Here is an 11,883-nt window from a genome sequence, read left to right as displayed (position 1 = left end):
CAAACCATCCCGTCGATATGGACTCTTGGGGACGATCAGCCTGTTATCCCCGGGGTACCTTTTATCCGTTGAGCGACGGCGCTTCCACAAGACAAACGGTGGGCGTCAGCCGAGGCGCTTCACCAGCGCCCGGTACTCGTCCCAGAGCTCCACCGGCGTGTGCTCCCCGAACGTGTTCAGATGCTCAGGCACCAGCGCCGCCTCCTCACGCCAGACCTCCTTGTCGACCGTGAGCAGGAAGTCGAGGTCGGACTCGGAGAGTTCGAGACCCTCCGTGTCGAGCGCGCCCTTCGCCGGCAGCACCCCGATCGGCGTCTCGACACCCTCGGCGCGCCCGTCGAGCCGGTCCACGATCCACTTCAGGACCCGGCTGTTCTCGCCGAAGCCGGGCCAGACGAACGTGCCCTCGGCGTTCTTGCGGAACCAGTTGACGTAGTAGATCTTCGGGAGCTTCGCCTGGTCCTTGCCCTTGGCGACATCGACCCAGTGGCCCATGTAGTCGCCCATGTTGTAGCCGCAGAACGGCAGCATCGCGAACGGGTCGCGGCGCAGCTCACCGACCTTGCCCTCGGCGGCGGCGGTCTTCTCGGAGGCCACGTTCGCCCCGAGGAAGACACCGTGGTTCCAGTCGAAGGACTCCGTGACCAGCGGCACGGCCGTGGCCCGGCGGCCACCGAAGAGGATCGCCGAGATCGGCACGCCCCGCGGGTCCTCCCACTCGGGCGCGATGATCGGGCACTGCGCGGCGGGCGTGGTGAACCGGGCGTTCGGGTGGGCGGCCGGGACACCCGACTCGGGGGTCCAGTCGTTGCCCTTCCAGTCCGTCAGATGGGCGGGCGTCTCCTCCGTCATGCCCTCCCACCACACGTCGTTGTCGTCGGTCAGGGCGACATTGGTGAAGACGGAGTTGCCCCACAGCGTCTTCATCGCGTTGGCGTTGGTGTGCTCACCGGTGCCGGGCGCGACCCCGAAGAAACCGGCCTCGGGGTTGATCGCGTACAGCCGCCCGTCCTCGCCGAAGCGCATCCACGCGATGTCGTCGCCGATGGTCTCCACGGTCCAGCCGCGGACGGTCGGCTCCAGCATCGCGAGGTTCGTCTTGCCGCAGGCACTCGGGAACGCGGCGGCGACGTACTTCGACTCTCCCTGCGGAGGCGTGAGTTTCAGGATGAGCATGTGCTCGGCGAGCCAGCCCTCGTCCCGGGCCATGACGGAGGCGATGCGCAGCGCGTAGCACTTCTTGCCGAGCAGCGCGTTGCCGCCGTACCCGGAGCCGTACGACCAGATCTCGCGGGTCTCCGGGAAGTGGGAGATGTACTTCGTGGGGTTGCACGGCCACGGCACGTCCGCCTCGCCCTCCTCCAGCGGCGCCCCGAGCGTGTGCACAGCACGCACGAAGAAACCGTCGGAGCCGAGCTCGTCCAGCACCGGCTGGCCCATCCGGGTCATGGTGCGCATGGACACGGCGACGTACGCGGAGTCGGTGATCTCGACCCCGATGGCGGAGAGGTCGGAGCCGAGCGGGCCCATGCAGAACGGGACGACGTACATCGTCCGGCCGCGCATCGAGCCGCGGAAGATCCCCCCGTTGCCCTCCTTGCCCCGGAAGACCTCCCGCATCTCGGCGGGGTCCTTCCAGTGGTTCGTCGGGCCGGCGTCCGCCTCGTCCTCGGAGCAGATGTACGTCCGGTCCTCGACCCGGGCGACATCGGTCGGGTCGGAGGCGGCGTAGTAGGAGTTCGGGCGCTTGATCGGGTCGAGCTTCCTGAAGGTGCCCTTGCGGACGAGCTCCTCGCTCAGTCGCTCGTATTCGGCCTCTGAGCCGTCACACCAGACCACGCTGTCCGGCTGCGTCAGTTCGGCGATCTCGTTGACCCACGAGATCAGTTCCTGATGGTGGGTGGGGACGGTGTCGGAAGAAGAGGGAGCCGCGATGTCGCGCGCCACGATCGCTCCTAGATGAGGGGTTTTTGTTTTTTGTGCCCCGTGGGGGCTGCGACCCGGATGCTTCACGTAACCGATACTCACCGATCGTGACCGATCGTCACGGATTTTTACCGACCCTTATCGATCTTTTCGGTGGATATCGATCTTCCTGGCGCTCATCCGGTGCCGACCGCACTCATTTGATCATCCGACGGGTCCGCGCATATGTCCAGAGGGCCTCACACCTGAGCAGCGTGAGCATCACCACTCGCCGCCGGGCACTCGCGTGAGACGCTGGCCACTTGGCGCACTTCCGGCGGTCGGCTGACGCGTAACTTACGGTTCCGTAGGTACGATGGAGGGCATGACTGCGCCCAGCCCCGACGCCTCAGCGGAATCGCCGGTCGTCGACCGTGTCGCCGAAGCGCTCTCCCTGCCGCACCCCGTCAAACCAAGACTGCGCGGCTGGCTGCACGCCGGAATGTTCCCTGCGGTCCTGATCTCCGGCCTGGTCCTGACGGCCCTCGCCGGCTCGACCCGCGCCCGTGCGGCCTGCGCGATCTTCGTCCTGACGGCCTGCCTGCTGTTCGGAGTCAGCGCGATCTACCACCGCGGCACCTGGAGCCCGCGCATGGACGGCGTGCTGCGCAGACTCGACCACGCGAACATCTTCCTGATCATCGCGGGCTCGTACACACCGCTGACGATGCTGCTGCTCCCGGAGAGCAAGGGGAAGTGGCTGCTGTGGGGTATCTGGGGCGCGGCCCTCGCGGGCATCGCCTTCCGGGTCTTCTGGATCGGCGCGCCGCGCTGGCTCTACACCCCCTGTTACATCGCGATGGGCTGGGCCGCCGTCTTCTTCCTCCCCGACTTCATGCGGGCCGGCGGTATCGCCGTCCTGGTCCTGGTGATCGTGGGCGGGCTCCTCTACAGCGCCGGCGGAGTGATCTACGCGCTCAAGCGCCCCAACCCGTCACCGCGGTGGTTCGGCTTCCACGAGGTCTTCCACTCGTTCACGCTCGCCGCGTTCATCGCGCACTACATCGGCATCTCGATGGTGGCCTACCAGTACGGATAGCCACGGCGGCCCTCCGGTACGACCGTCCCGGCCGTGACATGGCACCGGCCTCGGCGGATGCCCGACAATGACCGCCATGACGGCCGCACGTACTCCGCCTCCCGCCACCCCCGCCGCTCCCGCGGCGGGCCCCCGGCCGGGACTGCGTGAGCGCAAGAAGATCAAGACGCGCACGGCCATCCGTGAAGCGACGTACGCGCTGATCCGTGAGCAGGGGTACGACGCGACGACGATCGAGCAGATCGCCGAGCGCGCCGAGGTCTCGCCGTCCACGGTCCTGCGCTACTTCCCGGCCAAGGAGGACATCGTCCTCACGGACGAGTACGCCCCGCTCCTGGTGGCGCAGCTGCGCGCCCGTCCGCCCGGCGAACCGTGGCTCGACTCCCTCCGGCACGTGTTCAGGGCAGGCATGGCCCTCGGCGCCCCCGCCCCGGAAGAAGCGGAGGCGGCCCGGCTGCGCACCAGGCTGATGGTCGAGGTGCCTGCCGTGCGCACCCGGATGACGGAGAGCATGGCCGTCACCGGCCGCCTGCTCTGCCAGGTCATCGGCGAGCGCACCGGCCGGGCACCTGACGGCTTCGAGGTGCGCGTCGCCGCGATGTCCCTGGTGGGCGCGCTGACGGAGGCGTCCCTGTACTGGGCCGAGCACGGGCACGAGGACGACCTCGGCGCCCTTGTCGACCGGGCCCTCGACGTCCTGGAACAAGGGCTCGCTCCGGGATAACCCTGAGGCCACGGACCTGCCCCGCATGTCATCCTGACCCGGTGAACGGACCGGAGATCCATGTCGAATTCGCCCCCGGACTGCGGGTGTTCGTCCCGCACGGACGCCGGTCGGGGGCCACGCCCGTCGCCACCGACGGCTCCTCCACGCTGGGCCACGTCGTGGAGTCGCTGGGCGTCCCGCTGACCGAGGTCGGGGAACTCGTGGTGAACGGCAGCCCGGTGACCGTCTCGCATCTGCCCGCGCCGGCCGACTCCGTCGAGGTCCGCGCGGTCGAGCGCCCCCAGCCGGTGCCGGGCGCCCCTCTGCGCTTCCTGCTCGACGTCCACCTGGGCACGCTGGCGCGCAGGCTGCGACTGCTCGGCGTCGACGCCGCGTACGAGTCGCTGGACATCGGCGACCCCGCTCTCGCGGCGAGATCCGCGGCCGAGCGGCGGGTGATGCTCAGCCGGGACCGCGGCCTGCTGCGGCGCCGGGAGCTGTGGGCGGGGGCGTTCGTCTACAGCACCCGACCGGACGAACAGCTACGGGACGTCCTCGGCCGTTTCGCCCCCGCCCTGCACCCCTGGACCCGCTGCACCGCGTGCAACGGACTGCTCACGGAGGCCTCGAAGGACGAGGTCGCCGAGCAACTTCGAGGGGGTACGCGACGGTCTTACGACGTGTTCGCGCAGTGCGCGCAGTGCGGGCGGGCGTACTGGCGGGGCGCCCACCACGAGCAGCTGGAGGCGATCGTGGACCGGGCGCTCACGGAGTTCGGCGCCCCCTGAGCCCACCCCGCAGGCCGACGCGGACCGCTCGCCACCCGCCCTCGCCTACGCCCGGCCCTCCAGATAGCGGGTGTGGGACTCCTGACGCCGGGCCTCCGTCTCCCGCAGACCGGCGGCCAGGGCCTCCGCCTCCTCGTGCAGCAGCGTCAGCTGCCGCTCAAGATGCCGCTCGGGCGCCTCCGTACCGGGCGCGAGCCGCACCCACCACCGCGTCCGTACGAACGTGTCGACGGCCTCCGGCACATCCGTGCGCACGGCCCGGGACAGCGCGTGCACCCCCTCCGGGTCCTGCGCGAGGATCTCCGCGACCCACCCCGGATCGAGCAGCGCCGCCAGCAGCTCGGTCAGCTCGGTGAGCCGCCCGGCGGCGGCGGGCGGCAGCTCGACGTCCGCGAGATAGGCCCGCAACCTCCCGAAGTCGGCCCGGATCTCGTCCAACTGGGCGGACGGATCCGGGAAGTCCGGCAGCGGCGGGCGCTCCGGCGGGGCGATCAGCGCGCCCGCCCCGTACAGACCTACGACGACGACGGGCCAGTACGCACCCGCGACTCCTGCGAAGGTCAGCCCGAGACCGGCGATCCCGCAGGCGCTGCCGGTGAGGTTCTTACGGGACTCCAGAAAGCCGAGGAGTCCGTTGGCCTTGCCGGCCCCGCTGGTCTCATTGGTAGCCACGGATCTCCTTGAAGGCGCCGTCCAGCGAGCCCTTCCGCGCGTCGAAGAGACGGCCGCCGGTCAGCTCGGCGATGTGTTCCAGCTCGCTCCGGTCGGAGTCGCCGAACAGGATCGGGAAGACGGGAATCCGCCGCTCGGCCGCGGACAGCCGCCCGTAGAACCCGTCGAACTCCGCCGGGCTCGCACCCTCCGTGTTCTCGCCGTCCGTCATCAGCACGACCGACGTGAACGTGTCGGCATCGGCCCCGAGCTGCTCGTACGCCTTCTGCAGCGACGTGTAGATCGCGGTGTCGCCCTCCGCGGTGAACGCCCGTGTGTCACTGCGGATCGCGTCGAGCCCCGAACGCGGGTCCTCGGGCCGCACGACATGCGTGCGTACGCTCTTGACGGCCGAGCCGAACGGCATCAGCGTCACCTCCTCGCGTTCGCGGAAGTCGCCGGTCAGGTCCGTGAGCGCCTTCTTCAGCCGCCCGAGCCGCCCGTCCTCACCCATCGAGCCCGAGGTGTCGAGCACGTACACGGTCCGGGAGGGCCGGCGCAGCTTGTTCTCGTACGCGTCGAGGAGCCCGTCCGCGACGGAACGGCTGCCCGGGAACGGCAGTTCGCGGCGCCTGGTGGTGTCGAGCCCCGCGGCGGGCCGCACGGACGGCACGACGGGCCGGCGCAGCGTCCGCTCGGTGATCAGCCGCTGGGTCGCCGGGGTGCGCAGGGCCTCGGTGAGCCGCCTGACGTCCTCCCGGACCTCCCGGCCCGTGTTCGTGAGCGAGGAGATCGGATAGTCGGCGGTGACGACCCCGTCCCGCGGCCGGATCACCGTCAGGTCCTTCCTCGACTCCAGCACCGACTCGTAGTTGAGCAGCGCGTCGACGTCACCGCGCCGGTCGTACGCCTGCGCCAGCCAGCCCGACGAACCGGACGTCAGCTTCTGCCCCTTGAAGAACTCCGCCAGCCGGGGCGTCGCCTCCTTCACATCGGCGTCCGTCAGCGCGGACTGGGCGTCGGACAGACCCGAGGCGACGGATACGAGGGTGGAGAAGCCCGAGTTGGAGCGGGACGGGTCGGTCATGCCGTAGGTCAGGCCGCCGCGCACCGCCTTCTCGACATCGGCCCAGGTGACGTCCTCGGGCTTCCACCCCAGCTTCCGTACGGTGGCGGGCTTCACCCCGATCGCCAGCGGGCTGGACATCACGGGAGTCTCGGACACGACCTGCTTCGCGGCGGCGGGGGTGAGGCGGAGGTAGTCGTTCGAGGACAGCCAGACGGCGTCGTACGCGCCCTTCACCCTGCCCTTCGCGAGGAGGTCGACGGCATCGAGCGTGCCGATGTAGGTGGGCTCGACCTTGATGCCGGTGTCCTTGTGGACCTGGTCCAGGACGGGGGCCATGTCGGCGAGTTCGCTTGACGCGAGTATGCGCAGCGTGCCGGGCTCCGGCTTGCTGCTTGAAGGGCTTGGCCCTTCTACGGCTGAGGTGCATCCGGCGGTCATTACTGCCAGCGCGATGGCGGCTGCTGCTCCGTGGGTGGTCCGTGCCCACCTGTTCCGCCCTGCGGAACGCCTGCCCACGGACCAGCGGGGTGCAGGAGTGCGAGGGTCTCTCATGTGAGGTGGCCTCCGTCCAGGGCGCCTTGTGTGCGGCTGCGTTCCAAGTACGCCGTGGCGTGCTGGAGTTCCGAGGTGAGGGACTCGACCGTCGCCGCCATCGTCTCCGTGGCCTGGGCCTTGTACGTGTCGATGGTGTCCAGGGTCTGGTAGATCTGCTGGAAGGCCGAGCGGAGCGTCTCCGCCCCCACGGCGGGGTCGGCGGCGATGCGCTGGATCTCGCCGCTCTGCGTGGCGAGCATCTCCGCGTTGCCGCGGATGAGGTCCTCCGTCGTGCCGCGCAGCGCGTTGACCTGCTCGACGACCTTGCGCTGGTTGTCGAGGGCCGAGGCGAGCATGACCGAGATGCGCAAAGCGGAGACCGTGGTGGTGGCCGCGCGGTCGACGCCCTTGATCAGCTCCTCGTTGTTGCGGCGCACGACGTCCATCGCCAGATACCCCTGGGCGCACACCGCGAGCTGGGTGAGCAGGTCCTGGTGCTTCTGCCGTACGGGGAAGAGGACGTCGGCGCGCAGGGTGTCCGCCTGCGCGGGATCCCGCGCCTCCACCCCACCGATGTGCCCCTCGACCGCCGCGTCCAGCGCCTCGGTCAGGACGACGTACTCCTGGAGCTTGCCCATCGAGTCCCAGAGGCGGACGCGTTCGGTCTGCAGGGCGGCGTTGTCGCGCCGCAGTTCGTCCTGGCCGCCGCGCAACGAGCCCACGATCCTGTTCAACGTGCCCTGCGCGGACGCGTACTTGGCCACATGGTCGCGGAGCTTGTTGCCGCCGGGCAGCCGGGACAGCAGCTTGCGGGCCCGGCCGCCGGGCAGGTCGCGCGGGTCCAGGTCCTCGACGGTGCGCCGTAGTTCGACGAGGGAGGACGAGACGCGGGACTGGGCGTCCTCACCGTTCGCGGGCAGGGCGCGGATCGTGCGCTCCAGCATGCGGTTCGACTGGGCGGCGGCGCCGCGCATCTCCCCGGAGCCGAGCGCGACGATCTCGCCGATCTTCCCGGCGAACGCGGGGGAGCGGGCGTCGAGCGCGGCGAGCCCGTCGACGTACTCGGCGGCCTTGCGCGCCATGTCCGTACGGACGGACTCGTCGACCGGTACGAGCCCGCCGGCCCTCTCCTTCGGCACGGCCGCGACGGCCTCGGGAGGGGTGAGGGTGAAGGTGTCCCCGGTCGTGTCCTTGTTCGCGTTCCCGATGGTGCTCATGTGCGGTTTCCCCCTAGTCCCGGGCCCGGCGTGCCATCTCGTGCAGCACCTTGGAGGCGGGCACGGGCACCTGCCGGACACCGGTCAGCGTCTGGTTGAGGTAGGTGGTGTGGGCGTCGGTGGCCGCCGTGAACTCGGCGGCGGCGCCCTGGGGCCGGAACCCGTGCCGCACCGCGAGCCGCCGCAACTCCTTGTCGGTCCCCAGCAGTTCACCGAGGGCGCGGCCGTCCGCCGTGAGCGGGACGACCGTGTGGTCGCTGTTGGCGGTGGTGTCCGGGTAGAGGACGACCAGGTCGTCGACGCCCTGTCCGCCCGCGAGGAGGGCGGCGACCTGGGACTCGTACACGAGGACCAACGGGTTGCCGACACCGCTGACGAAGTCGCGGAAGGCCGCGTCCGTGCTGGTCTGCTGGGAGCCCTGGACGCTGATCAGCTTGCGCATCAGGGGCGCGGTGCGGCCGACCGCGGCGGTGCCGTCGGCGACCCGGCCGCCGTCGGCGACGTAGGAGGCGGCGGCGAGGTACAGGGCGCCGGAGTTCGAACTGGTCGGATCTGTGCTGGAGATGAACAGCGTTCCGCTCAACTCACCGTGCTTCTGCGCACCCTTGAGCTGCTGCCAGGTCCGGTCGCCCCCGGCCGCCTTGAGATAGGCGCCCATGTGCAGAGAGCCGTTGCCCTTCCCGCCCAGAGCCGCCAGGCCGTTGGCCGCCAGTACCTCGGCGGCGCTGCGGTGTGCCACGACCACGAGGGGCGAGTAGAAGGGGCGTGGCAGGGGCTGCCGTACGTGGTACTTCGAGGCGAGTTCCCCGGCGGGCGCCTGGCTGGAGGGGAACGCGAAGTCGTACCCCTTGAGGTCGAGTCCCTCCATGGCCCAGGACCCGGAGGTCTCCGTCTCCACGGTGTAGCCCTTGGCAGCCAGGGCCTTCACCACATCCGGGTCGGCGAAGAACTCCGCCTTCTCCGACCCGATCACTCCCCGCACGGTCTTCGTTGCCGTGCTGCTGTCCTGGTCTTCGCGACCCGCTACGACGGCTGCTGCCACTCCGCCGATCAGGAATACCGCCAGGACGATGGCGATGATTCGTCTCACGTCGGGAGCGTGCTCCCGGAACCCAACGTTCCCTGTTGCTTCGCATGAACAAGGGGTGACGACCGCATCCCAGTACGCAACCGGACCGGAGCGTTCCGTTCTGGGGCCGCGCGCCCCAGCGTCCCGCGGTCCTCCGCCGGACGGGCTAAAAGGACTTGGGGGCCAGCCCCGAAACCCCCGGTCCTCAAACGCCGGACGGGCTGAAAGGACTTCGGGGCGCGCGAGTCCGGTCCCTGCGGGTCACTGATTCGGGGGCCAGCCCCCGGGCCCCCGGTCCTCAAACGCCGGACGGGCTGAAAAGACTTGGGGGCCAGCCCCCAAACCCCCGGTCCTCAAACGCCGGACGGGCTGAGAGGCCGCGGACGGGCTGGGAGGCTGCGGACGGGCTGAGGGGCCGCGGACGGGCGAAAGGCCGCGGACGGGCTGCAGGGGGATCTCAGGGCGTAGCCCTGCTCTTGAGGGGCGCGGGGAACTGCGCGGGTAGCCCCCGCCGGGCCGCAGGCGGGAAGCGGGCGGTGCGCGCAGTGTGAAGAAGGGCCGCACCCATCAGGGTGCGGCCCTTCACCACATGCGTGGCACCCGGCCCGCACGTCGCTGCGGGTGCGCGCGGACCGGGGCCGATCGGGGGACCGGACGCTCAGCCGACGGTGAGCGCCGGTTCCGCGGCGGCAGCGGCGACGGCGACGGCAGCCGCATGCGCATCCATGCGCTGCGCGGCCAGAATCGCCCCCGCCGTATCCGCCCGGGACGCGGCAACGACAAGCGCCCGCCCCGCAAGGGCATGCGCCCGCTGGTGCAACCCGGCGGACACCGGCCCACGACCGCCACCGACGGCGGACGCGACCGCCGCACGGACGGGCGGACGCCCGCCACGCAGCCGCGTCACCTGCTCGGCCAGCCGCTCCGCGGCGGCGTCGAGTTCGGCGGAGGCGGACGGTTCGAGTCCGCGGAGCTCGTCCGTGACCGCGAGCAGTGCCGCCAGATGACCGGCGAGCTGGATGTCCAGCTCCTCCTCGCGCGACCGATGGGGAAAGTCGGCGGTGCCGGCCATCGTGTGGACCGACTTGGTGCGGATCGGTTCGTACATGGGAGATGGCCTCCTGTGCTCTGACAGGAAGCCATCCTAGCTTAGATTTCGTCTAAAGTTGAGCAGACTCCGAAAAGGGAGCCACCCGACCACGCTGGGTGACCAGGTGTCAGTTCTGTCCGTAGCCGTCCAGGAAGTTCCCGATCCGGGTCACCGCGTCCGTCAGATCCCGGGCGGTCGGCAACGTGACGACCCGGAAATGGTCGGGTTCCGGCCAGTTGAAGCCCGTCCCCTGCACGACCATGATCTTCTCGCCGCGCAACAGGTCCAGCACCATCCGCCGGTCGTCCTTGATCTTGTAGACCTTCGGGTCGAGACGGGGGAAGAGATAGAGCGCACCCTTCGGCTTCACGCAGGTCACGCCCGGAATCTCGGTCAGCAGCTTGTGCGCCACGTCCCGCTGCTCGCGCAGCCGCCCGCCGGGCAGGACGAGGTCGTTGATGGTCTGCCGGCCACTCAGAGCGGCGACGACACCGTGCTGACCGGGCATGTTCGCGCAGAGCCGCATGTTGGCGAGGATCGTCAGCCCCTCGATGTACGAGTCGGCGTGCGCCCGCGGCCCGGAGATCGCCATCCACCCCACGCGGTACCCGGCCACGCGGTACGCCTTCGACATCCCGTTGAACGTGAGCGTGAGCAGGTCGGGGGCGACCTTGGCGGTCGGGGTGTGCACGGCCTCGTCGTACAGGATCTTGTCGTAGATCTCGTCCGAACAGACCAGCAGATTGTGGCGGCGGGCGATGTCCGTGAGCCCGCGCAGCATCGCCTCGTCGTATACGGCGCCCGTCGGATTGTTCGGGTTGATGATCACGATCGCCTTGGTGCGGTCGGTGACCTTCCGCTCCACGTCGGCGAGATCGGGCATCCAGTCCGACTGCTCGTCGCAGCGGTAGTGGACGGCGGTGCCGCCGGACAGGGAGACGGCGGCGGTCCACAGGGGGTAGTCCGGCGCGGGTACGAGGACCTCGTCGCCGTCGTCCAGCAGGCCCTGCATCGCCATCACGATCAGCTCGGACACGCCGTTGCCGATGAAGACGTGCTCGACGTCCGTCTCTATGCCGAGGGTCTGGTTGTGCATGACCACGGCGCGGCGGGCCGCGAGCAGGCCCTTCGCGTCCCCGTAGCCGTGCGCCGACGACACGTTGCGGAGGATGTCCTCCAGGATCTCCGGCGGGCACTCGAAGCCGAACGCTGCGGGGTTTCCCGTGTTGAGTTTGAGGATGCGGTGGCCTGCTGCTTCCAGCCGCATCGCCTCCTCAAGGACCGGGCCCCGGATCTCGTAACAGACGTTGGCGAGCTTGGTCGACTGGATCACCTGCATGTTCGTGAGCTTACGGGCGGGTAGGGGTTGTCGCGCCGTGTTTCCGCCACGTGAGACGTCCGTCTTGGGGTGGGGGTGCGGGTGGGTGGGGCTGACCGCGCCGTTCCCCGCGCCCCTGAGGGGGTGCCTGCCCGGCGGCTGTGATGTGGGTGCGGCCCGGTGGGGGCGTGCCCAAAAGATTGCGCAGTTCCCCGCGCCCCTTAGGGGGTGGGGGTGTGTGTCTGTTTTCGTGTGCGGCTCGGTGGGGGCTGGTCGCGCAGTTCCCCGCGCCCCTGGAGGGGCTGCGCCCCCCAGGAAGGGGGCTGCGCCCCCAGGAAAGACCTCCGGACTCCGTCCGGATCTCCGACAGGCGGCCGCCTGCTCGGACACTGACCTCGGTACCTGATACGGCCGGGGCAGATCACAAGGAGTAACAC

Annotated in this window: 10 protein-coding genes; 3 read left to right on the top strand and 7 right to left on the bottom strand. The window is 70.0% G+C overall.

Features of this window, described 5'->3' with window-relative positions; genetic code table 11:
* Positions 1-105: 105 nt before the first annotated feature.
* Positions 106-1,947 carry a phosphoenolpyruvate carboxykinase (GTP) gene (locus ACFWGJ_RS34725; protein ID WP_387332559.1) on the bottom strand — a complete coding sequence of 614 codons (1,842 nt, stop codon included), beginning with the start codon at positions 1,945-1,947 and terminating at the stop codon, positions 106-108.
* A gap of 343 nt (positions 1,948-2,290) precedes the next feature.
* Between ACFWGJ_RS34725 and ACFWGJ_RS34720 the strand changes: the two genes are divergently transcribed.
* From ACFWGJ_RS34720 to ACFWGJ_RS34710, 3 genes are all read left to right on the top strand, one after another.
* Positions 2,291-3,004: a hemolysin III family protein gene (locus tag ACFWGJ_RS34720; RefSeq protein ID WP_387332558.1), complete on the top strand. Its 714-nt coding sequence runs from the start codon at positions 2,291-2,293 to the stop codon at positions 3,002-3,004.
* Between the two features lie 76 nt (positions 3,005-3,080).
* On the top strand, positions 3,081-3,728 hold the full coding sequence (locus ACFWGJ_RS34715) for a TetR/AcrR family transcriptional regulator (protein ID WP_387332556.1): 648 nt from the start codon (positions 3,081-3,083) through the stop codon (positions 3,726-3,728).
* 41 nt (positions 3,729-3,769) lie between these two features.
* Positions 3,770-4,498, top strand: coding sequence for a Mut7-C RNAse domain-containing protein (locus ACFWGJ_RS34710; protein ID WP_387332554.1), 729 nt, complete (start codon positions 3,770-3,772; stop codon positions 4,496-4,498).
* A 45-nt stretch (positions 4,499-4,543) separates the two neighbouring features.
* Here the strand turns inward: ACFWGJ_RS34710 and ACFWGJ_RS34705 are convergent, their stop codons facing one another.
* The 6 genes from ACFWGJ_RS34705 to ACFWGJ_RS34680 all read right to left on the bottom strand — a co-directional run bounded on the left by ACFWGJ_RS34705 (position 4,544) and on the right by ACFWGJ_RS34680 (position 11,467).
* Positions 4,544-5,170: a hypothetical protein gene (locus ACFWGJ_RS34705; RefSeq protein WP_387332552.1), complete on the bottom strand. Its 627-nt coding sequence runs from the start codon at positions 5,168-5,170 to the stop codon at positions 4,544-4,546.
* Positions 5,157-6,656 (bottom strand): substrate-binding domain-containing protein, encoded by a 1,500-nt coding sequence (locus ACFWGJ_RS34700; protein ID WP_387332550.1) that lies wholly within the window; start codon positions 6,654-6,656, stop codon positions 5,157-5,159. The genes ACFWGJ_RS34705 and ACFWGJ_RS34700 overlap by 14 nt, the downstream gene beginning before the upstream one ends.
* A 110-nt stretch (positions 6,657-6,766) precedes the next feature.
* Complete coding sequence (locus ACFWGJ_RS34695; protein ID WP_387332548.1) at positions 6,767-7,969, bottom strand: toxic anion resistance protein; 1,203 nt, start codon at positions 7,967-7,969, stop codon at positions 6,767-6,769.
* Positions 7,970-7,982: 13 nt separating this feature from the next.
* On the bottom strand, positions 7,983-9,059 hold the full coding sequence (locus ACFWGJ_RS34690) for a hypothetical protein (protein ID WP_387332547.1): 1,077 nt from the start codon (positions 9,057-9,059) through the stop codon (positions 7,983-7,985).
* A gap of 637 nt (positions 9,060-9,696) precedes the next feature.
* Positions 9,697-10,146, bottom strand: a complete 450-nt coding sequence (locus tag ACFWGJ_RS34685; RefSeq protein ID WP_387332545.1) for a hypothetical protein — start codon at positions 10,144-10,146, stop codon at positions 9,697-9,699.
* A 109-nt stretch (positions 10,147-10,255) separates the two neighbouring features.
* On the bottom strand, positions 10,256-11,467 hold the full coding sequence (locus ACFWGJ_RS34680; RefSeq protein ID WP_387332543.1) for a pyridoxal phosphate-dependent aminotransferase: 1,212 nt from the start codon (positions 11,465-11,467) through the stop codon (positions 10,256-10,258).
* Positions 11,468-11,883 lie beyond the last annotated feature (416 nt).

This window comes from Streptomyces sp. NPDC060205 (assembly GCF_042728395.1).
Lineage (GTDB): Bacteria > Actinomycetota > Actinomycetes > Streptomycetales > Streptomycetaceae > Streptomyces.
The sequence above is the reverse complement of the archived record's forward strand: the minus strand, read 5'-3'. Positions and strand labels throughout refer to the sequence as shown.